The following is a 20297-nucleotide window of genomic DNA, read 5'->3' on the forward strand; positions in this document are numbered from 1 at the left end:
GCAGTGGAGCGGCGAAGGGCATGAAGATGCCCTTCGCCCTATTTAAGAGGAACAGGTGACGTGGGAGATGCCCGCGATCTCGAAGTACTCGGTGGGCTTTTTGCGGTAGTACTTCGCCGCTACTGCTTCGGACTGCTCGGCGTAGGGGTCCGTCATGACGGCCTGCAGCTCTTTGATAAGCGTATAGTCCCCGTCGGCGGCCTGCTGATAGGCCGGGACGAGGAACCACTCCCTCAAGGTGTACTTGGGGTTGACGGCTTTCATCTGCTTTGAAAGCTTTTCGCGCGATTCCGGCGACGCGGCGTTGATGTCGTCGGGGTTGGTCGTCCGGATTACCGTTTTCCACTTCTCCAACCATTCGCTCCAGCGCTCCAGCAGCGCGGCATCTTTGACCCCGTCACCGTAAAAGCTCTTCGTCAGCGGGCCGATGTCCTCGGGCACGGATGAGAGTTCGCGGAAGAAGATCGTGTAATCCACCCCGGTCTCGATCATCAGCGTCACCAGTTCGTTGAACAGCGCCGCATCCAGCTTATGCAGCCCCAGCTTGGACGCCCACATGGGTATCATTTTCCCCTGCATTGCTCTTGCAAATCGAAGCGTCAGCATGTCCAGCTCGTTCACGGCCTTTTCATCAGCAGTCAGCAGCGGCTTCAGCGCGCTGCAGAACATCGCAAAGTTCGTCTCCGCCGCCTGGGGCTGGTTCAGGAAGGAGAAGTGGTCCCCTCCGCCCGTCCACGGCTGGTAGCGCGGGTCGAACATCTCGATGAACCCGAAGGGGCCGTAATCGAGGGTGAAGCCGCCGGCGGCGGTGTTGTCGCTGTTGAAGTTGCCCTGGCAGTAACCCACGCGTATCCACTCCGCCACCAGCGTGGTGAGACGGTCGCGGAACGCCGTTGCCAGCAGGAGCACCTTGTCCCGGAGGGGCAGGGCGGCATCGATGGTGTCGCTGTACTCACGCTCACAGAGGTGCAGGACGATCTGCTCGAGCTCCTCCAATGCTTTAGGGTGCTCGTTCTTGCGCGCCCGCCGGCCGAAAAGCTCGACCTGGCCCACCCGGAGAAACGAGGGGGCGACCCGCGTCGTGATGGCCACGGCCTCCTCGAGCATGACTTCGGGGTTCCGCGAGTAGGAGCCGTTGTTGAACCACGGCCGCGCGACCGTCTCCGTCTGGGAGGCGTAGAGGCTCAGCGAGCGCGACGTCTTTACGCCCAGGGCGTGCATGTGCTCCTGCGCCAGGAACTCGCGGATGCTGGAACGCAGCACGGCGCGGCCGTCGGCACCGCGGCAGTAGGGTGTCCTGCCGCCGCCCTTGAGCTGCATCTCCCAGCGCTGCCCGTTTATGACCGCTTCAAGGATGGAAACCGCCCGCCCGTCGCCGTAGCCGTTGCCCGTTCGGAAGGGGCACTGCTCGTAGTACTCGGTCCCGTAGATGGAAAGCGCGTACCCCGTCGCCCAGCCCCGGCGGCGCAGGGGCTCGGGGAGCTGCGAGCTGTCGCCCGAGAACATCCGCATAAACTCCTCCGAGGTCGCCAATGCGTCGCTAAAGCCCAGTTCACGAAATAGGGTCTCGCTGTGCGCGATGTACACGGGGGTCTCTATGGGCGTAGGGTTCACAGGCACATAGTGCCCGCTGAAGACCTGCCGGGGCGCGTGGTCAACGCCGTCCGCGGTCGCCTCGGGGTCAGGGGTCAACGTGTCCATGAGCGAATAATCCGCCAACGCTGCGAGATCGTCAAGGCTCTTTACCGCTGTAGGGTTTTCAAATGTTGTTTTCATACTTGTTTCCTTTTGCCTTCACATCGGGCATGCAAAAATGGTTCGGTTATCTAAAAAGTGAATTCTTGCAGGCTATTCTAAAAAGTGCTATTAATGAGGTTTGGTACAAAAGGTTCGGTGTTTTTTCTTTAAGGAGCAGGAGAGTTGAAGTTAGCATGGCAGTTCTTCGAACTGATGAACATAATTTTGCTAGGCTTGGAGATTCATATCAAGATACCTAGCTCTCATCATATGCAAACCTTTTATATTAGTTGACGAACTTGGAATCAGCAAATGAAAATTTATTTCAAGAATTCAAAGGCTTCTACAATTTCTTAATAAGAGCCTCTTTTTGAGATAGTATAATTCGTTTATATTTAGTTTTATTGTGCTCGAACACCTCTACTGTATTAATGCGTTTGTCTTTAAAATACTTCAATAACTTAATTGCTTTGTTCTCTTTAACAAATGCGATAAATTCATTCAGTGTAATTCTTTTTTTATTAAAATATTCTCTTTCAATAATAATGTCGTGATTTAGTCCAAATTCTCGAACAGCAAAATGATCATTTTCAAAATATATTTTTACAATAAATGAACTAACTACCAAAGTATTGTCAAGAACTATATTGTTTAATTCATCTAACGGTGTTATTACAATAGGGATTATATTGTCTGCATTTTTGATATCAATATTTAGTTTATTTGACATTTCTTTTTGATGTGTTAGCAAGAATTTTTTAGCTTTTTTGATTTGGGTAACAGCAGTTCTCTTTAAATCTTTTTTTCTGTTGTACATCTCTTTTTGATTGTTAAATGTTCTTTGGTTCTTTAATTCGGCAATGAGAATATTTTGTCCATCAAATAATAAAATGTCAATTTCTCCTACTTTTTGATTTTTCAGTTTTAAGTCAATATTTTTTATGATTTTAATACCGCGGTTGAAAAGGATTTCCTCATTAAAAAGTAGATGTTTTTCTAACATATAACCTTTGTTGTCTTTCTTCTTTGCTGAAATAATTTTAGAAAATCTTTCTATAAAGAGTCGTGGTGAGTTCGCACTAATAATTGTGTTTGGTATGGCATATCGCATGAAGTCATATTTAATAAATGGGTAATTAAATAAATCTTCCCCATTGTTTGTATAGAAGTCCAAACAAGTGTCAAGTAATTCTTTTAACTTTTTTTTATTTTTAATATCCATTTGATCTGCAAACAACTCAATATGTTGAATAAATAAATTTGCAATAAAATCCCAATTTACAATGAATACTGGTTGTCTTTCTGCTCTATGCAAGAAATAAGAAAAATACACTTTGAATAATAAATAAAACTTGACATATGCCTCAAGGGACAACTGATTATATTTTTCCATAAAGATATTATGGTCAATGTAATACTCATTTTCAAATATCTCTTTGATATAGAGATATTCTTCTTTAACAACTTGTTCAAAATCTTCATTCTGGATGGATAGTCTAATAGATTCTATGTATTTTACACGAGTTGAAGAATGTTTGAAATGTAAATAGATGAATAGACCAAATTCTTGGTTAATATATTCATTCATCGTATGTGCTTTTGGCTGAATAGAATATGTTGTTAGTTGATTTGAAGTTTTTTTATGTATTTGCCAGTCAAACAAATTGATTAAATCGATTAATTCAATCCCATTCCTCCAAGAGTTAAAAGATTGGATCATTGAATTCAAATCTGTCTCAAATATATTTTTGAGATCTTCATTGATTTCTTTTGTTGCAGTGTCTACTTGAATGATTTGTAATGACTCTATTTTTGACTTGTATTTATAGAACATAATATTGGTTTTTAAAAATTCTGCTATAAATTCTATTTGTGTGTCAACATCTGTTGCATGCCCATCTTTACTTGGGATAGCAATAGCTAAAGTACTATCAAACAACTTATTTGATTTCCACTTCTCATTTTCTTTTTCTACGTAACTTTCTATTTCACTCATTAATATTGAATAGTAGGTAAACACATAAACAAGAAATAATTGTGTTTGATTTTCTTTTTCTAGGTAAGTATAAAAAAGGTTAAACTCTTGATAAAAAACATTCATTGCAGAAAATATTGATTCAAAGAATTCAAAGTAGAGTCTTAGCTCGGATATGATGGGAACTTGATTGATTTTACGATTGAGTTCGCTAATAAATGATAGTTTTTTAGGTAAGTCATCAGGAGTTCTAATATTGAATAATTGATTTCTTTTTATGTCATGTAAAATAATGACTTGTTCAATCTTACTACATTTTTGAAAAAAACCTAGAGTGCGTTCCACGTCAAGTTTTGTTATATTACTTCGTAAGGTTTCAAATTTGTCTTTTTTAGGCATTACATTTGGTCCAACATATTCAAATAACTATGAGTATTAGTACGTATTCTATGTAAAAATACCTTTAGATATCAAAAAATGTTAATACAGTGAACGAAGGTTTCCAGCTGTCCGATCAAGAAGCCAGATTAACCCGCAAAGCGATACAGTGCCGATTATGAAAAATCTCTCAGTAGCAATGATCGGTGACGTTGTCGGGCGTCCGGGGCGGTCGATGATAAAACAGCACCTTCCGCGGGTGCGGTAGCAGCTAGTTTGCCTCCAGCTGCCACAAAGCGATCTCCCTGCCGATCGTGGCGATATGATTGTTGTCTATGAAGAGGGCGCCTTTGATGTCCCCGCCGGTAAGAATCTCATACTGTACTTTGCTGCCCAGTTTCCAGAGAAATACGCCGTGCTCGCTTGATGCCATAAGATACTTGCGGTCTTTGCTCATTTCGAGGTGCGTGCACCGCATATAGACATCGGCGTCAAGGGTCTCGACGATCGATTTATTGTTCACATCCCAGAAACGGATGTTTTGCCCGTTGCAGACCATCAGATGATCAGGGTTTCTCGGGTCGTGGGCGATGGCACCGATATCGCGGACCTGCTTGTCTTCGAGGGTGTCCAGGTAGGTGAATTTAGGGCCGTGTCTCAGGTTGACACCTCTTTTTTTCTTCCACCGTTCCACATGCCCGTAGCTGCTGCCGATGTAAATCGTCGTACCGTCCGGTGAATCCCCGACAGCGCTGATTCTCGGTGTGAAGTACTTCTTGTCTTTTTCAATGAACTTCGGAGTGATCTCTATAATATTTTCGTTCTCCGTATTGAAAAAATAGATACTTTTGCCTGCCCCGGCCACCAGGGTTTTATTGTCTGACAAAAAATGCATGAGGTTCTTGGCACCTTTGGGCAGGCCGTCAAGTGTTTTCCGAAGTTTGTTTCCCTGAATATCCCAAAGGTATATTTTGTCCCTGCTCCCAACCGCCAGCGTTTTGCCGTCGGGCGACATCACGGGTTGAAAACTGTATGCCATGTCCCGGGGCAGGGCTTTGGGCGGAAGCTTCCGCTTTTTGTCAAATATTCTGGCGTCCTGACCGCTGACAAAAAAACTGCTGCCTCCGTCGGCGTGTGCGAAACCGTTCGGAGCATAGCGTGTTGTTCTGATCACGCCGGTTTTTTGGGCGACGTCAAATGCGCTGGCAATGGGTTTTGGGCCGTATTTGTGCTCCTTGACCGTTCGTTCTTTGACAAACGAAACGCTGTTGTTCTCCTGTTCGTCGCAGAGGCGTTCGACATGTTTGCCGACCATATGGTTGATCCGGAGCTTGTGGTTGTTGAGGAGGATGTAGTCGATCCCTTCGTACGTTTTCCTGTCAAAGTGGATGGCGTCATTCTGGTTCATAGACACAAAACCGCTGCAGAGTTTTCCACCGGGAACGTCTGCATAGGTCAGTTTCATGCCGCCCTGGGGCATCCCCTCGATGCGGACGCTGCTGCCGAAGGCCGGAATGATCTTGTTGTCCTTATCGATCCATTGGCCGTCGATAATCCCGGCGTCAACGGCTTTTGCATTGGTCAGGTCGTATGAGGGTCTGTTTTCAAAGACCTTGGCATAATACTTGAGGATGCTGTCTTTCTGATGGATCCCGGCCCTCATCGCGGCGCTTGTGAAACCTGGCTTTTGGGGCGCTGTCTTCCGGGGAGTATGGGCGGCTTTGGGTTGTAAAAGCGACGTCTGGTTGCAGTCGAAGAAGTTCTTGAGCTCTTCGCTTTCTCCTTCCTGCTCGATCTTCATAGCGATGGTTGTCGCCCACCAGAACATCGGCTGAATCACATAGGCGGTAAACTCCTCTTTGAGCCCCTCCTGATCGATGTCTTTTTGCAACGACTGAAGAAAAGGCTTCTCTTTTCTGATGCAGTCTTGCAGACGGGCTACCTTGAGGCCTTTGACCATATCACCCTTTTGTTTCCCCATTGCCGATTTGATCTCGTTGAGATACGCCTGCATCTTCGTTTTGGTAACGGCGGCTCCGCGGTAGCTGTTGATATAGGCCTGGGATGTGGCAAAGACGGGCATCTTGACATGTTTGGGCGCCGGTTTTTCTACAGCGACAGCGAGGGGAGCAAGCGTCATCGCCGTGATATTGTTCTCGCAGTACGCGCTGATCTCGTTGGGCAGAAAATCGGTTTTCAGCGGGTAATAGTGCGAATAAGAAGCGATCGAAGATGCCAGTTTGCGCTTTTGGTTCAGCCTGTCGCCGCTCTTTTGATACAGCTTCAGCCGCCGCTGGCACTGTTCGAGATAGACGATCTCCTGCTGCATCTCGTGCCGCTTTTTGGGATGGTCGTAATGGCGGAGGGTCTCTTCTTTGAGATAGGCAAGTCTGAACAGCATCTCTTTGTTTTTCGGGGTAGTCTCCATCTTCGTGATGCTCTCATAAACATTAGCCGGTATCGTATTTGCAGGCAGCTTCTTGAGCGATGTGAGGTCATAATCACGTTTGTCGGCATCTTTCGGTTCGATGCTGTATGCCGGCTTGTTCGCCAAAACACGGGCGCGGAGCTTGGCGTCATACTCGCGCATCCGCTGTGACGACTCCGAGGATCCGTCCGTATGGATGCGTCCCTCCACCCTGCGCAGCTTTTTCAGTGCTTTTTGATCACTTTGTGTCGGGGTGATGATCGCTTCGAGGACATTGTCAAATGAATAGTGGAGCTTGCAGGCCTGGCCAAGGTCGCTCACAATGTGCCAAAGCCTCCAGTAATCAATATCGCTCTTTTCAAGATCTTCCATACTGTCAACATGCTGCATACGGTATTTGAGTGCCAGGGTGTACGTATAGAGCATTGTCATGTCGTCTTTGTTGAAACAATCGAACGATTCTACGAACCGGGTCACCTGATACGGAAGCGAGTCGGCAAGATAGAGCCCCGAACTGTTCGAGGTTTTTTTCTGCGTTTTTTCTGCGTGCGTTTCCGGCTTTGCCTCCCCTGAGTCAAGGCACTCTATCAGCGCCTGCTTCGAGATTTTTTCAGCGCGGTACGCCTCAAAGCATGCTTCACGCTCCGCACTGTGGAGCAAAACTGTCATACAGAGTAATAGCAAAGTTTTTTTCATGATTGTTCCCTGGAATTTCATCGGTGTTCATATTGTAGATTAAATTTGGTTAAAAAAGATTTGACAGTTCACTGCGCCTCATGAACCTTTCTCCTTGCATGGAAAAGCAGAAGCCCCGCCGTGGCTTCTACTTTCCGTCCGGCACTGCGCGTTCGGTTTAAAACGTTCAGGGTAGAATAGCGTTTATGAAAGCAATTACAGTAGCAATGATCGGTGACGTTGTCGGGCGGCCGGGGCGGTCGATGATAAAACAGCACCTGCCGCGGCTGAAGCGGGAGCACGGCATCGACTTCGTCGTGGCCAACTACGAAAACGCCAGCCACGGCTTCGGGCTGACGTCAAAAAATGCCGACGAGCTCTTCGGTGCGGGCATCGACGTCATGACCGGGGGCAACCACAGCTTCGACAAGAAAGAGATCATCCCCCTTTTTGAAAAGCTGCCGCTTTTGCGTCCGCACAACTACCCCGAGGCGATGCCGGGCAAAGGCACGGGCATTTACGAGGTGAACGGCGTCAAAGTCGGGGTGCTCAACGTCATGGGCTACTACGCCATGCCGATGGTCGACAACCCCTTTATCTGCGCGCAGAAGAGCGTCGAGGCGCTGCGGCGCGAGGGGGCAACGGTCATTCTCGTCGACATGCACGCCGAGGCGACGAGCGAGAAGAGGGCGCTGCTGATGATGCTGAAGGGCCACGTCAGCGCCATCATCGGCACCCATACCCATGTGGCGACGGACGACCTTCAGATCGACGGCGGCACGGGCTACGTCACGGACCTGGGCCTCAGCGGCTGCCGCGACAACGTCATCGGGATGGACCCCAAGATCCCGCTGCAGCGTTTCCTGACCGGGTTGCCCGGCCACTTCAATGTCCCGGAAAAATGTAAAAAGATTTTGCAGACGGCCGTGTTCGAGCTGGATGAAAAGGGGCGCTGCGTGAGCGCAAAGAAGATCAAGACCTTCGACGACGGGCGCGAGATCGTCACCGACGCCTGGGAGGTCTAGAAAGTCGGGCGCCTTAGAGCGCCAGTTTGAGGATCGTTCTGAGGACGTCCTCGGTGTAGGTGTCGGCCAGGCCGAACATCTTCGCGTTCGCCGCAGCGTTTTCGACGATGGCGTCGATGTCACTCTCTTTGATCGAGAACTGCGACAGCTTCGTCGGCGTGCCGACCTTGTCGAACCACTGCTCCAGTGCTTCGATCCCCTCCATAGCAGTTGATTTTCCGAAAAGATTTTTTGCAAACCGTTCGAACTGGGCTTCGTTTTGCTTATGGTACCACTTCATCCACGCGGGCATGACGACGGAGAGTCCGGCGCCGTGGGCGACGTTGAAGAGGGCGGAGAGGCTGTGCTCGATCATGTGGTTGGGGAAGCTGTAGCCCGCGACGCCGAGGGTGGTCGTGCCGTTGAGCGCCTGCGTCGCCGCCCAGGCGAACTCGCCGCGCGCATTGTAGTCGTCCGGGTCGGCCAGAAGCGTCTCCGTCGTGCTCATGACGGTGGAGATGTTCGCCTCGATGTACTTGGCGATGATGTCGGGGTGGTACGAGGCGGTAAAGTACCCCTCGATGGAGTGGGCGATGATGTCCGCGGCGGAGTAGACGAGGTAGTCCTTGGAGACGGACTTCTGCAGCTCCGGGTTGACGACGGAGACCCGGGGGTAGACGTAGGGCGAGGCGATGGAGAACTTCTGCTGCGTCTTCTCGTTGGTGACGACGGCGTAGGTGTTCATCTCGCTCCCCGTCGCGGCGAGGGTGATGATGTCAAAGACCGGCAGCGCTTTTTCGATGACGCTTTTGCCGATAAAGAAGTCCCATACGTCGCCGTCGTAGAGGCTCCCCGCCGCGATGGCCTTGGAACTGTCCAGCACCGAGCCGCCGCCGACGCTGAGGATGGCCCCGACGCCTTCGGTTTTGGCCGCCTCGACCCCCTCGTACACCTTCGAGAGCAGCGGGTTGCTGACGATGCCGCCCAACTCGACATACTCGATATTGTTCGCTTTGAGGCTGGCGGCGACGGTGTCGAAGAGGCCGTCTTTTTTGATGCGGTCGCTGCCGTAGGCGAGGAGCACCTTCTTGATGCCCGCCGCGGCGATGTGGTCGCCGATGGCTTTTTCCTTGTCTCTTCCGAATTCGATCTTGGTGGGGTTATGATAGGTAAAATCTGTCATATTTTTCTCCTGGATGCTTTTGAATAATTATAGGGGGATTTACGTTTACGCGGTAGAACGATGCTATGCGGGAGTTGCCTGATTCTCCAAGCGTTTCATAAATGTGACGGATTTGTGAAGGTGTGAGGGGAGAGGGGGCGGGACGCGCGGGGCGCCCGCCTCAATAATTATTTGATTTTGGCTTTGGAACTCTTGGTGTTGCCCTTGAGGTCAACCCAGGTCATAACGAGTTCGTCACCCTTTTTGAAGTCGCCTTTGAACGCGAACTTGAAAATAGGGTTCTTGGAGAGGAACTGGCTGACGGAAGCGTCCAGAACCGTTGCCGCGCCGACTTTAGCGTCGATGTGCGTGATGAAGTTCGCGTTGTTGCGGTCGCCGGTTTTCTTCTCAGCGATATCGTATGTCCACATGTCGTGCTTCGCCATCGCTTTTACAGAAACAACATTACCTTTGAGTTTTGCTTTGATTCTCATGATATTACCTTTCTATTTTCGTTTTCTATAGGCGAAGGCGATCAGCCCTCACAACCACCGAGTGCAACGTCGAGTGTTTTGGAGCCGCTGTAGAGCTTGCCGTCGTTACCCTGTACGATTGCTGTGATCGTACCGGAAGCTTTCATCTTGATCTTGATGGAGAAGTCGATGATGCTGTACTCGTTGAGGTCGTAAACGATCACCGCAGATTCCGGGTTGACGTTCTGGACGATCATGACGGATTTTGCAGCGATGTCAGACTTGACATCAACCGGAACCGCACCACCGTTGCTTGCAACGTCCGGAGCGACGACTGTAACGCCTTCAGCGACAGTTGCTGTTGTGCCGTACATCGCTTTGAGCGCGTCGTCGACAGTTTTTGCTGTCCAAACTGTCGGCTTGGATTTACGGAAATCTTCCGCCAGGACGCTTGCCGGTACCGCAGCGAGGGCACAGGCGCCGGCTGCCATGGAGAGGAATGTTCTTCTTTGCATAGGGTTATCCTTTGGTTTGAGATCTATATTGCTCTTGGGGAGCATGATGTAATCACAGTGTTAATGTAGCGTACTAATGTGAATTGATTGTGAACACCGCGGCGTCGGAGGGTGCCGCAGTGCAAAGAGGGTAGATTAGAAGTCGCCGATCGCTGCGCGTGCCGGGATCTCATCCATCGCCTTTTTGACGGAGAGGGCCATCTTCAGCATATCTTCGGGCAGCTCGTATCCGCCGTGGATCGCCAGCGTCATGTCCATGCTCACGAGCCAGCGCTCGCCGTTACCGTACTCGACGAGCATGATGCGGCACGGCATGAAACCGCCGTAGTAGCGTGAGTGGTTCAGGAAGACCTTCGCGATCGGCAGGCTGCACAGGGAGAAGATGCGCGCGTGCTTGACCTCTTCGGGTGCCGCGTCGTCTTTGGTGTACATTTTGATGTCGCCGGTGACGCGCATGTTGTACTCTTCCGCGAGGGACTTGATCGTCTCTGCGACGTCGTCGTTCGGGATGTCGGCGTTGACCAGCCACTCCTGCATCATGGCACGTGCAGGGTCGCCGTACTCGACAACCTTGGTGAACATGTTGTCATACGCTTCCATGGCGTTGTCGTCAAGCTTGTGCTGACCCGTGACGGCCGTCCAGCCCATGTGCATTGTAGAACAGCCGCTCATCAGCATTGTGAGGGCAACCGCGAACAGTGAAGTCATCAGACCTTTTATCATTACGTTTCCTTCAATAAAGTTTTCACTATGAATAATAGTCTATTTATTAATGGATTTGAATGGGTAAATCTACGAAAATGTTGCCTAATTGTACAAAAGGAGCTTTCATCCATGAAGGAAAAACTCATCGAGGCGCTTTTCAAAAAGTATGATTTCGAGCATGAAGTGGGGGTGAAACCCACCCACCTGGAGAAGGTCAAACTGCTTAAAAGCGACCATTATGAGCATGGCAAGGAGCTCCTCTACAACCGCGGCATCTTTCTCATTGCCAGCGGGCAGAACCGGGGGATCATCGACGATGAGCAGGTGACGCTGGGCAGCGGCCAGTACGTCATCATCGCCACCGTCCACCCTGCCGAATGCAAGACCTTCCTCTTCGACAAGGTGATGAAGGGCGTCTACATCGACCTGGACCTTCAGCGGCTGCAGAAGATCCATTCGCTGATGGAGAAGCAGCCGCCGGCCGACCCGTTTAAAACGCCCAAGAACGTCGTCACCGGCACGATGAACGAAGAGATCGAGTCTGCCTTCAACCGGCTGATGAAAATTCTGCTCGACCCCCAGGAGTCCAAGATCCTCGGAGACCATGTGCTTGACGAACTCTACTACCGCATCATCAATACGAGCGCGGGGGAGCACCTGCTGCAGCTCTGCTGCCAGCTCACCCACTTTTCAAGGATCTCGACCATCGTCGACGAGGTGCAGAACCAGCTCGACCAGGAGATCAACATCGACGACCTGGCGCAGCGGGCCAATATGCGCAAGGCGAATTTCCATAAAAAGTTCAAAGAGATCTATAACGACTCGCCGATCCAGTATATCAAGAAGATCCGCCTCAACAAGGCACGGCAGTACATCATGTTCGAAAAGATGAAGATCTCGGACGCCGCGGCCAAAGTGGGCTACGAAAGCCCCGCCCAGTTCAGCCGCGAATTCAAAAGCCACTTCGGCTTCCCGCCCTCGGAGCTGAAAAACCAGTGAGGGCAGGGGGCTCGTCGCGGCTTACTGCGCCGCTTCGACCGTGATGACCCCGCTCATCGTTTCAATATGCTCACCACCTTCTAGCGCATGTCCCAGCTCGTACAGCCCGCTGCAGTTCCAAAAGAGTCTCCGCCTCCAGGAAGCGCGCCAGCTGCTGATGTCGCGGGACGTCGAAGCGGCGGAGGTCGCTTACGAAGTGGGCTACGAAAGCCCGTCGCAGTTCAGCCGGGAATACGCCAGAATGTTCGGGCTGCCGCCCAAGGCCGACACCCGTTTATAAAATCCCCCCTTTTTTCGTCCCAAAACGTAAAGTTGAACTTTACAAAAAAGAAAAAATTATAATAACTCTGTGATAGATCTGCGGTAGAATCGTTTAAAATTTCCGTCGGAGTGATAAAAAAATGTTTCGAATGATGACCGCTGCACTCCTGCTCGGCACCGCGGCGCTGGCCTATAACGCCCAGCCCCCCTTCGCGCAGGACAGACTGATACCGACAACGATCGAACAACACGGCAAAAAGGTTGACGCGTTCAACCCCTTCAACAAATACAACGTCTTCATCAACTACGAGCTCGGCATGCACTGCGCCGGGTTCGACGAGAGCTACTGCTGCATCATCCCGCCCTACAACAGCATCCAGGCGCAGGGGGTCATCACCGGCAAGGACGGCAGGTCCCCCTATTTCATCCGCAAGGACAACGAGATCCAGCTCTACTACTACGTGGATGACAACAGCTACTCCGAGGGGAACAAGATGCGCTACTGGGGCGTCAAGAAGGACGTCAACGGCAACGGCCGCACCGACGACAACAACGACAACCTCCCCAACTACGTCTGGAAGCATCTCTACATCTACGAGGACAGCCTGGGGACGATCCCGAAGGGTGCGACCAAGGCGGACCGCAAGTACCTCGGCCTCGACATGCCCATCAAGACCGACCACGGCCCGACGAACAAACCGCTGTACGGCGGCTACCTCGACTTTGCCGACGAGCACGGCGACAACGTCGTCATGACCGAGACGCTCATCCCCGAGCTGCAGGACGTCAAACTCAAACTCAGCGCCGAGTACACCTGGGACGCCCTGGGGCTGCCGCTGACGGCCTTTACGGACACGGAGCGCAAAGGCACCATCCGCGGGGTCGACGACCGCACCTTCCAGCCCTACCAGGTCTCCAAAGTGCGCGTTCACGACAAGCACGGCAAAGCGATCCTGGATGACGAGAAAAGAGTCTACGAGTTTATGGGCACCAACCCCATCGACATCCCCAACTGCCAGGTCTGCCACTCCCGCCAGGGGGTTGCCGCCGTCAAGTCCCGCGAAGAGGGGGTGTGGCAGAGCGACACCGAGTACGACTACTGGATCGACTACCACCCCGACGTCACCGAGTACATGGCGCGGCTGGCCGAGGGTCTCATCAACATCCTCGCCCTGCACGACAAGCACCACGGCACGGACTTCCTGCGCGACTACAAGACCGACACGCCGAATTTCCGCCTGGGGACGGTGAGCTCCGTCAACTGTACCGACTGCCACGGCGACAACATCTCCGGCAACCTGAAAACGCCGCGTGACGGCGTGACGAGCTACAAGGCGGTCCATGCGAAGCCGCTGGCCGAAGCGGTGCACGGCTTCCACATGAAAGCGGCCCCGGTGCCCGACGGCGCCGACCGTCCGGCGAACTGCCAGGTCTGCCACCCGACGCATGGGCAGGACAAGAGCATGAACGACGCCGATATGCTCTTCCGCCTCACCGATGCCTACGGCCGCAACATGGTGAAGGACAAAGACCTCCGCATCGCCGGGGGCGGCTGCTACAACGGCCGCGACGCCCACACGAACCCCGATGTCAAACCGCCCTTCTTCCTCAACAGCGTCGGCCGCTACTACCTTGAAGAGGTCAGCATGAAGGATGAAAAGGGCAAGAAGGTCGAGAAGATGCGCGGGCTCTACTGTACGCACTGCCACAATGCGCTGTCGCAGGAGCTCTACGCCTACGACGCCATCAAGGACCCCAAGTACCAGTCCGGCAAGACCCTGCGCAACCGCGACCTTAAAACGGTCGTCTCCGCCCTCGCCGGCGGCAGCATGAAGAAGTTCGCGGCGATGGCCGACCCGAAAGTCGCGGAGACGGAAGCCTACTACACCGAGCATGAGGGCGCGGTGCTCTCCACGGTGAAGGGTACGAAAAAAGACGGCAGTCCTATTCTAGGCGAGTGGGATGACCCGAAAGGCAAAGCGGTCGGCTACGACGCCGTCAGTGGCGGCTCCGACTGGTGGCTGGCCTCGGGCGAACCGCACTGCGCCGACTGCCACGCGGCGCCCTTTGTCGAGGACGAGGGCGGGGACTACTTCCCGATGGACCAAAACAAGAAGTATGCCCTCTACCGCCACTCGAAAGGGCACGGCAAGCTCTCCTGCCAGAGCTGCCACGAGTCGACGCACGGCCTCTACCCGACCCGCTTTGACGGTACACGGAGCATCGACCAGACGACCCACGACCAGGCCATGCAGTACAGCCCCGACGGCGAATACGCCGGCCCGGTCACCTGCAGCGCCTGCCATACGGTCAACAAAGAGGGCGTTCCGACGTCGCTTGCAGGCACGGAGTACGAGCACGATTACTGGGCATCGGTCACCCTGATGCACTTCATGCGCCAGAAGAACTTCGACATGCTCCTGCCCATCGACGAACTGCTGGAGCGCTACCCCTACAAACGCTCGAAACAGATCGTCGAGGAGAGCTGGAAGTGATTGCCAGGGCTGCGGCCCTGAATGACGGAATCCTGACTTTTCATCCTCTCATGCTGCTGTTGCAATCAAATTCATAATTTTCCAAATCATCATTTTTCATTCGCTCTCCAATAACATGCGGACAGAGTGTCCTAGGTATAATGCGTAAAACAGCCAAGAGGGGAAGAGCGTAATGATTGAACTGCCCGATGCAAATGCCCTTTACAGCGCTCTGGAATCGCTGAACCTGCTTGAGAAACCGCCGATGTGGTGGCCGGAGTACGGCACCTTCGCCGTCGTTGTCGGAGCGGTGCTGACGCAGAACAGCCAGTGGACGCGGGTGGAGCAGTCGCTGACCAACCTGGAAACGGCGGGAATACTTACGGCTGAAGCGATTGCAGACGCCGATCTCGACGCGCTGATGGAGCTGATCCGTCCCAGTGGGCTTTTCAAAAACAAGGCGAAGGTGCTGCAGGCACTTTCGGCGGCGCTTCTTGAATCCTACGGCGACTTTGAGACCTTCCGCGATGAGGTCGGCAGGGAGTGGCTGCTGGAGCAAAAGGGAATAGGCCCAGAGACGGCGGATTCCATCCTCTGCTACGCCTGCGGGCGCGACGCGATGGTCGTGGACGCCTACACATCCAGGCTGCTTCGGGCCTTCGGGTTCGAGCACGAGAGCTACGACGAGCTGCAGGCATGGTGCGTCGAGGGCTTGGAAGGGTGTTGTGAGGCACAGGAGTTGCCCGAAATCTACGCCCTTTTCCACGGGATGATCGTCGAGTACGTCAAGCGGTACAAAAAGGGGAGAGAGGTGGACGTCGAAGCGTTAGCGCCCCTGCTGTGAAGCGCCCTCTGATTTTTCGATCTGCTGCTGATGAAGCTGCTGGGGGGTGAGCCTGGCGGAGGGGGAGAAGAGCAGGGCGTAGGCGAGCATCAGCAGCGGGATGCCGATGCCGATCAGACCCGCCAGCCACATCTGCCCCTTGTGCGGCGGCTTCGGCGGACCCTTCTCCCCGGCGCGGATGAGCAGGTACATCACGGCGATCGCGATCAGCGTGGCGAAGAAGACGGTGACGAAAACGACCATAGCGGCCCTGGTTACGGGATCATCCAACATGCCATAACTTTAGCCCAATCGCGAAGCGTTTGTCAAAGGGCGTGAAGCGAACCGGGGTGTGAAATGCGCTATGATAGTGCAAAATCTGCCAAGGTCGGATGCATGGGGAATCGTAAAAGCTACCTCGGGCGCTACGAGCGTGATGCGCAGGGTCGGTATATCATCGATGTGGCGGCACAGCGCCCGGAGGCGCTCTATGATGATTTTGACAGGTACGCCGACTACCTGCGCCGGGACCTGGACCAGGATCTGACGGACTACCTCACTTCGTGTGCCAGGGAACTGCCGCGACAGACGCCTCTGGTGATAAGGTTTACCTTTCCCGAGGCGCAGGCAGAAGAGAAGTATGCCCGCATCCGACGGAGCATCGGCACTTTTTTCCAGTACATGGCCGAGCTGGAACGGGAAAAGACGGCGGAGATGCTGCGCAAGGCGGGGCTGCTTTTCATCGTCGGCGTGGCCATCATGTTCCTGGCGGTCTGGGTACGGCAGTGGATAGGCGAAAGCCCTTCCGTCGTGGGGGAGGTCTTCGCCGAAGGGCTGACCGTGGCCGCCTGGGTGTCGCTCTGGGAAGGGGTGGCACTGGTGCTGCTGGAGTGGCGTCCCCACCGCACGCGGGTGCGGCGCTACGAGCGGCTTGAGGCGGCGGAGGTCCAGTTCCGCGACAAGGCGTAAGTGTGAGACTATTTCAAAGTGTAATCAGGAGGTTTGATGGAGATGTTTGAACAGGCGGTCGCGGCGGCGGCAGGCTTTATCTGGGGGGCGCCGGTCCTCATACTGCTGGTCGTCACGGGGCTGTTCCTGACCGTCAGGCTGCGGGGGATCCAGTTCCGGGCGCTGGGGCACGCCTTCAAGCTGATCTGGCACCGCAATGACGAGTGCGAGGGGGATATCTCCCACTTCGCCGCGCTGATGACGGCCCTGGCCGCGACAGTCGGCATCGGGAACATCGTCGGGGTCGCGACGGCCATTGCGCTGGGCGGTCCCGGCGCGGTCTTCTGGATGTGGACGATAGGGCTTATCGGGATGGCGACGAAGTACTCCGAAGCGGTCCTGGCGGTCAAGTACCGCGTCAAGGGGAGCAACGGCATGAAGGGCGGGCCGATGTACTACATCTCAGAGGGTGCCGGATTGCCGTGGCTGGGCGCGGCCTTTGCCGTGTTTACGGCGGTGGCGGCTTTCGGCATCGGCAACATGGTGCAGTCCAACGCCGTGGCCTCGGCGCTCCAGGGCCAGTTCGCGCTCCCCACCTGGGTGACCGGGGTCGTCCTGACAATTCTTTCGGGGGTTGTCATCCTCGGAGGCATCAAGTCCATCGCGCGCTTTACGAGTGTGCTGGTCCCCTTTATGATCGCCGGCTACGTGCTGGGGGCGCTCACCATTATCGTGTTGAACCTTGACAAAGTGCCGGGGGCCTTCGGGCTCATCTTTACCCATGCCGTCACGCCGATTGCCGCGGGGGGCGGCTTCGTCGGGGCGACGGTGGCGGCCGCGATCCGCTACGGGGTCGCGCGCGGCGTCTTCTCGAACGAATCGGGCCTGGGGTCGGCGCCCATCGCCGCGGCGGCGGCCAAGACGGATTCGCCGACGCGCCAGGCGCTGGTGAGCATGACGCAGACCTTCATCGACACCCTGGTCGTCTGTACGATGACGGCCCTGGTCATCCTGATGGCGCCGCAGTGGCACGAAGGGGTGGCGGCCGGCGAGCTGACAATGGTGAGCTTCACCCACTTCCTGGGTGTTGCCGGGACGGTGATCGTGACGGCGGCGACGGTGCTCTTCGCCTATTCGACGCTGATCGGCTGGGGCTACTACGGCGAAAAGGCGATCGAATACCTTTTCGGTGAGGGGCACATCCGCTACTACCGCGTCGTTTTCGTGCTGATGATCTTCGTCGGGGCGGTGCTGAAGCTGGAGCTGGTCTGGAACATCTCCGACCTCTTTAACGGGTTGATGATCATCCCGAACCTGATCGGTTTGCTACTGCTGCACAAGGTCATCGTGGGCGAGACCGAGCACTATTTCGGCGGCAACGCGAAGCAATAACGTTTAGCGCTCTTTTTAGAAGCGGATGCAGAAGCGGTGCGTCCCCTCGCGGTAGTCGTAGACGAGGGTGAAGCCGTGCGCCTGCACGACGGTATCGGTGATGGAGAGGCCGAGCCCGAGCCCGCCAGCCGGATTGGCGCTGGAGAAGGGCTGCATGATCGTGTCCAAAGGCACATCCAGCGGTGCACCCGTGTTGGCGATGCAGATCCCCTGGCGGTCGGCGGTGACGGTGACCGGGGGTGCGCTGCTGTATTTTAGGGCGTTGTCGAGGAGGTTGGACAGGGCACTGATGAAGAGGGGGGCGTCGGCATTGATGCTGACGTCTGGTTCGATGGTGATCATCAGCGCCTGGCGCCGCTCGGCGGAAAGGTAGAGCTGATGCACTGCGGTTTCCAGCAGCGCACCGAGCTTTTGGGGTGTGCGGTCGAGCCCGATGCTCTGGAGCTTTTCGACCTGTGCGACGCCGTTGATGAGGTCGTCCATCCGGCTGAAAAGACGGTTGAGGTAAGCGGTCTGCTCGTTTTCTTCCATCATCGCCAGGGAGAGTTTGCCCTTGGTCAGCGGGGTTTTCAGCTCATGCATGACGTTGCGCAGAAAGAGCTGGCGTGACGCGCGCAGTTGCCGGAGCTGCTCCACGGCGTCGTTGAACTCGTTGGCGATCGCCGCGATCTCGTCGCGGCGCGTGCTGGAGGTGTCGATCTCGAGTTCGCCCTGGCCGAAACGGCGGATCTGGGCATGGAGTTCGCGCAGCGGCAGCAGGCTGCGGCGCAGCAGGATATAGAGGGTGACGAGCCCCGCCAGCAGCAGCACGAAGATCAGCTGCAGGCCGCCGAAGTTTTCGGCGCTCCGTTCGTCTCTGATGACGAAAGGGTCGCGGCGGAGCGTGGAACGGAAGTAGTAGCTCCCGTCCGCCTCGTAGAGCCTCAGATGCGGTTTTTCCCGGTGTTCATCGTCCTCATGCTCCTTGTCGCGGCGGGGCGGTAGGAGTTCCCGGGCGCCTGCGGGGAGGGCATCGTGCTCGAGGAGCGTGAACTGCGCCTCCAGGAGTGCGGCGGCGCGTTCGGCTTCTCCTGCACTGCGGGTGTGGCGCAGCAGGCGCCCCAGCTCCATCCCCCGCAAAACCTCCCGGCGATCCTCCATATGCGATGCGGTGACATGGAACAGGGCAAAGAGCAGGGCCAGGGTGGAGAGGGCGAGGAGGAAGAAGAGGTTGAGCTTGAAAAAGATGGAGCTATGGCGGGGCATGGTCACTCCGTAAATTTGTAGCCGACGCCGCGGACGGAGTGGATGAAGGCGGGGTGTTTCGGGTCCGTCTCGATCTTGCGGCGGATGCGGCCGATGAGCACGTCGATGCTACGTTCCGTGCTCTCCCAGCCGATGGCGTCGACGTTGTTGGCGATGAAATCGCGGGAGACGACTTCGCCTTTATGCTTGATGAGCAGGGCGAGAAGTTCGTATTCGGCGACGGTGAGGGAGAGGGGCTCGCCTTCTTTGTCGATGCGCATGCGCGCGGCATCGACCGAAAACCGTGAGGATTGGCGCGTGACGGTGCCCGCGTAGCGCCGCAGGTGGCTCTGGATGCGGGCGACGAGTTCGCGTGGTTCGTAGGGCTTGGGGAGGTAATCGTCCGCCCCGTACTCGAGGGCGATGACCTTGTCGCTGAGGTCATGCCGGGCGGAGGAGATGATGATGGGGATGTCACTGCGTTCGCGAAGACGACGGCACACCTCGAGCCCGTCGATCTGCGGCAGGGTCAGGTCCAGCAGCACGGCATCGTAGGATTCGATGCCCAGCGAGCTCAGGGCGCTTTCGGGATGGGTGTAGGCGACGACGTCCATGCCGTACTGCCCGAGGTAACGTTCGAGCAGTGCGGTGATTTCGGTGTCATCTTCGATTAACAGTATTTTTGCCATTGCCTAGTCGTATTTTGGTCTTTTCATAGGCATTTTATCACGATCGCACCGTTTATCCATACGCTGTTTCATGCGGTCGCTGCGCGCGACGATGTAGGCCTTCTTCTGGTCGTCGGTGAGGACGGCCAAAATGCGGTCGTTTGTTTTGTCGCGCAGATCGTCCATCTGGTCCATCAGTTTGAACCGTTCGTTGCGCGCTTCCTTGCGGATGGTCTTGAGCTGCTGTTTCTGCGCCGATGTGAGGTCAAGGGAATTGAGAAGCATGCGGCTGTCGCCGTGCGGTCCCGCGAAGGCGGCCGTGCCGGCGGCTGCGAGCAGTGCTCCGATGAGAAGTGTCCGTTTCATGGTGTGTCCTTTGAAGGAGAATTTTCAAGAGGAAACTTCCTCTTTACGTTTACCATGATAGGACGTCAATGTAAGCGCTCGCGCAACGGG

18 protein-coding genes are annotated in these 20297 nt (G+C 54.6%); 7 read left to right on the forward strand and 11 right to left on the reverse strand.

Annotated features, from left to right (window positions below):
* Positions 1–42: 42 nt before the first annotated feature.
* From WCX72_RS02515 to WCX72_RS02525, 3 genes are all read right to left on the reverse strand, one after another.
* Positions 43–1776, reverse strand: coding sequence for a protein adenylyltransferase SelO family protein (locus WCX72_RS02515; protein WP_345970704.1), 1734 nt, complete (start codon positions 1774–1776; stop codon positions 43–45).
* A gap of 304 nt (positions 1777–2080) precedes the next feature.
* A complete protein-coding gene (locus WCX72_RS02520; RefSeq protein ID WP_345970705.1) occupies positions 2081–4111 on the reverse strand; it encodes an NERD domain-containing protein in 2031 nt (676 codons plus the stop codon).
* 250 nt (positions 4112–4361) lie between these two features.
* Positions 4362–7187, reverse strand: a complete 2826-nt coding sequence (locus tag WCX72_RS02525; RefSeq protein ID WP_345970707.1) for a WD40 repeat domain-containing protein — start codon at positions 7185–7187, stop codon at positions 4362–4364.
* 221 nt (positions 7188–7408) lie between these two features.
* On the opposite strand from WCX72_RS02525, the gene WCX72_RS02530 reads away from it, so the two are divergent.
* The gene (locus tag WCX72_RS02530; RefSeq protein WP_345971504.1) at positions 7409–8218 is read left to right on the forward strand and encodes a TIGR00282 family metallophosphoesterase; all 810 of its coding nucleotides are present in this window, start codon (positions 7409–7411) and stop codon (positions 8216–8218) included.
* Between the two features lie 13 nt (positions 8219–8231).
* Here the strand turns inward: WCX72_RS02530 and WCX72_RS02535 are convergent, their stop codons facing one another.
* The 4 genes from WCX72_RS02535 to WCX72_RS02550 form a co-directional block, all read right to left on the reverse strand.
* Positions 8232–9380: an iron-containing alcohol dehydrogenase gene (locus tag WCX72_RS02535; RefSeq protein ID WP_345970708.1), complete on the reverse strand. Its 1149-nt coding sequence runs from the start codon at positions 9378–9380 to the stop codon at positions 8232–8234.
* Between the two features lie 167 nt (positions 9381–9547).
* Entirely contained in the window at positions 9548–9853 is a 306-nt protein-coding gene (soxZ, locus tag WCX72_RS02540; RefSeq protein WP_345970097.1) for a thiosulfate oxidation carrier complex protein SoxZ, read from the reverse strand.
* A gap of 41 nt (positions 9854–9894) precedes the next feature.
* A complete protein-coding gene (locus WCX72_RS02545) occupies positions 9895–10347 on the reverse strand; it encodes a thiosulfate oxidation carrier protein SoxY (RefSeq protein ID WP_231020262.1) in 453 nt (150 codons plus the stop codon).
* 135 nt (positions 10348–10482) lie between these two features.
* Positions 10483–11070, reverse strand: a complete 588-nt coding sequence (locus WCX72_RS02550) for a DUF302 domain-containing protein (protein ID WP_345970709.1) — start codon at positions 11068–11070, stop codon at positions 10483–10485.
* Between the two features lie 111 nt (positions 11071–11181).
* Here WCX72_RS02550 and WCX72_RS02555 point away from each other — a divergent pair, with 111 nt between their 5' ends.
* The 4 genes from WCX72_RS02555 to WCX72_RS02570 all read left to right on the forward strand — a co-directional run bounded on the left by WCX72_RS02555 (position 11182) and on the right by WCX72_RS02570 (position 15630).
* A complete protein-coding gene (locus WCX72_RS02555; RefSeq protein ID WP_345970711.1) occupies positions 11182–12051 on the forward strand; it encodes an AraC family transcriptional regulator in 870 nt (289 codons plus the stop codon).
* Between the two features lie 43 nt (positions 12052–12094).
* Positions 12095–12331, forward strand: a complete 237-nt coding sequence (locus WCX72_RS02560; RefSeq protein WP_345971505.1) for an AraC family transcriptional regulator — start codon at positions 12095–12097, stop codon at positions 12329–12331.
* A 130-nt stretch (positions 12332–12461) separates the two neighbouring features.
* Positions 12462–14807 carry a hypothetical protein gene (locus WCX72_RS02565; RefSeq protein ID WP_345970712.1) on the forward strand — a complete coding sequence of 782 codons (2346 nt, stop codon included), beginning with the start codon at positions 12462–12464 and terminating at the stop codon, positions 14805–14807.
* 172 nt (positions 14808–14979) lie between these two features.
* A complete protein-coding gene (locus WCX72_RS02570) occupies positions 14980–15630 on the forward strand; it encodes a 3-methyladenine DNA glycosylase (protein ID WP_345970713.1) in 651 nt (216 codons plus the stop codon).
* Here WCX72_RS02570 and WCX72_RS02575 read toward each other — a convergent pair.
* Positions 15613–15903 carry a hypothetical protein gene (locus WCX72_RS02575; RefSeq protein ID WP_345970715.1) on the reverse strand — a complete coding sequence of 97 codons (291 nt, stop codon included), beginning with the start codon at positions 15901–15903 and terminating at the stop codon, positions 15613–15615. The genes WCX72_RS02570 and WCX72_RS02575 overlap by 18 nt on opposite strands.
* A gap of 102 nt (positions 15904–16005) precedes the next feature.
* Between WCX72_RS02575 and WCX72_RS02580 the strand changes: the two genes are divergently transcribed.
* On the forward strand, positions 16006–16578 hold the full coding sequence (locus WCX72_RS02580) for a hypothetical protein (RefSeq protein WP_345970716.1): 573 nt from the start codon (positions 16006–16008) through the stop codon (positions 16576–16578).
* 36 nt (positions 16579–16614) lie between these two features.
* Complete coding sequence (locus WCX72_RS02585) at positions 16615–17949, forward strand: sodium:alanine symporter family protein (protein WP_345970717.1); 1335 nt, start codon at positions 16615–16617, stop codon at positions 17947–17949.
* A 15-nt stretch (positions 17950–17964) separates the two neighbouring features.
* Here WCX72_RS02585 and WCX72_RS02590 read toward each other — a convergent pair whose 3' ends face one another.
* From WCX72_RS02590 to WCX72_RS02600, 3 genes are read right to left on the reverse strand one after another with little or no spacing between them, the layout of a single operon-like run.
* Entirely contained in the window at positions 17965–19194 is a 1230-nt protein-coding gene (locus WCX72_RS02590) for an ArsS family sensor histidine kinase (protein WP_231020283.1), read from the reverse strand.
* Between the two features lie 2 nt (positions 19195–19196).
* Positions 19197–19862, reverse strand: coding sequence for a response regulator transcription factor (locus WCX72_RS02595; protein ID WP_345970718.1), 666 nt, complete (start codon positions 19860–19862; stop codon positions 19197–19199).
* 3 nt (positions 19863–19865) lie between these two features.
* On the reverse strand, positions 19866–20207 hold the full coding sequence (locus WCX72_RS02600) for a periplasmic heavy metal sensor (protein WP_345970719.1): 342 nt from the start codon (positions 20205–20207) through the stop codon (positions 19866–19868).
* Positions 20208–20297: the final 90 nt, after the last annotated feature.

It is taken from the genome of Thiomicrolovo immobilis (assembly GCF_039645955.1).
Taxonomy (GTDB): Bacteria; Campylobacterota; Campylobacteria; order Campylobacterales; family Sulfurimonadaceae; genus Thiomicrolovo; species Thiomicrolovo diazotrophicus.

What these genes read in the sequence shown, in the direction of transcription:
- WCX72_RS02520 (WP_345970705.1), bottom strand. Translation starts at nt 4,111, where the DNA reads ATGCCTAAAAAAGACAAATTTGAAACCTTACGAAGTAATATAACAAAA.
- WCX72_RS02515 (WP_345970704.1), bottom strand. Translation starts at nt 1,776, where the DNA reads ATGAAAACAACATTTGAAAACCCTACAGCGGTAAAGAGCCTTGACGAT.
- WCX72_RS02555 (WP_345970711.1), top strand. Translation starts at nt 11,182, where the DNA reads ATGAAGGAAAAACTCATCGAGGCGCTTTTCAAAAAGTATGATTTCGAG.
- WCX72_RS02570 (WP_345970713.1), top strand. Translation starts at nt 14,980, where the DNA reads ATGATTGAACTGCCCGATGCAAATGCCCTTTACAGCGCTCTGGAATCG.
- WCX72_RS02590 (WP_231020283.1), bottom strand. Translation starts at nt 19,194, where the DNA reads ATGCCCCGCCATAGCTCCATCTTTTTCAAGCTCAACCTCTTCTTCCTC.
- WCX72_RS02580 (WP_345970716.1), top strand. Translation starts at nt 16,006, where the DNA reads ATGGGGAATCGTAAAAGCTACCTCGGGCGCTACGAGCGTGATGCGCAG.
- soxZ (WP_345970097.1), bottom strand. Translation starts at nt 9,853, where the DNA reads ATGAGAATCAAAGCAAAACTCAAAGGTAATGTTGTTTCTGTAAAAGCG.
- WCX72_RS02595 (WP_345970718.1), bottom strand. Translation starts at nt 19,862, where the DNA reads ATGGCAAAAATACTGTTAATCGAAGATGACACCGAAATCACCGCACTG.
- WCX72_RS02545 (WP_231020262.1), bottom strand. Translation starts at nt 10,347, where the DNA reads ATGCAAAGAAGAACATTCCTCTCCATGGCAGCCGGCGCCTGTGCCCTC.
- WCX72_RS02550 (WP_345970709.1), bottom strand. Translation starts at nt 11,070, where the DNA reads ATGATAAAAGGTCTGATGACTTCACTGTTCGCGGTTGCCCTCACAATG.
- WCX72_RS02600 (WP_345970719.1), bottom strand. Translation starts at nt 20,207, where the DNA reads ATGAAACGGACACTTCTCATCGGAGCACTGCTCGCAGCCGCCGGCACG.
- WCX72_RS02535 (WP_345970708.1), bottom strand. Translation starts at nt 9,380, where the DNA reads ATGACAGATTTTACCTATCATAACCCCACCAAGATCGAATTCGGAAGA.
- WCX72_RS02575 (WP_345970715.1), bottom strand. Translation starts at nt 15,903, where the DNA reads ATGTTGGATGATCCCGTAACCAGGGCCGCTATGGTCGTTTTCGTCACC.
- WCX72_RS02585 (WP_345970717.1), top strand. Translation starts at nt 16,615, where the DNA reads ATGGAGATGTTTGAACAGGCGGTCGCGGCGGCGGCAGGCTTTATCTGG.
- WCX72_RS02565 (WP_345970712.1), top strand. Translation starts at nt 12,462, where the DNA reads ATGATGACCGCTGCACTCCTGCTCGGCACCGCGGCGCTGGCCTATAAC.
- WCX72_RS02525 (WP_345970707.1), bottom strand. Translation starts at nt 7,187, where the DNA reads ATGACAGTTTTGCTCCACAGTGCGGAGCGTGAAGCATGCTTTGAGGCG.
- WCX72_RS02560 (WP_345971505.1), top strand. Translation starts at nt 12,095, where the DNA reads ATGACCCCGCTCATCGTTTCAATATGCTCACCACCTTCTAGCGCATGT.